We start from the raw sequence: 276 nt of genomic DNA on the forward strand, positions 1-276 counted from the left end.
ATACCCGATGGTGTGAAATCAGCCAGCATGACTCCTGCCTTCATATAGCGGTACCCTTCACGCCAGACATGGTTTAACGCTCTGCATGCTGCGGCAATAATGTCCCGGCTGTCCTGTGTAGGCAATGGAAGCTTTTCCACAGCGGAATTGCTGTAACAGGGGCTTTCACTGCAAAGGGTGACGTTCGTATAAATGTCGCCACCTGCCGGCAATACTGACGCTCCCCACGTAGTTTCTCTGCGGCCCGCTCTGCATACTGAACAACAGCCTGGTGCA

1 pseudogene is annotated in these 276 nt (G+C 53.6%); it reads right to left on the reverse strand.

Annotated elements, in window-relative coordinates:
* A pseudogene (locus BEB54_RS29115) lies at positions 1 to 276 on the reverse strand (DinB/UmuC family translesion DNA polymerase); the annotation flags it as partial.

The sequence above is a fragment of the Escherichia sp. MOD1-EC6021 genome (assembly GCF_002965245.1).
Lineage (GTDB): Bacteria > Pseudomonadota > Gammaproteobacteria > Enterobacterales > Enterobacteriaceae > Escherichia > Escherichia coli_F.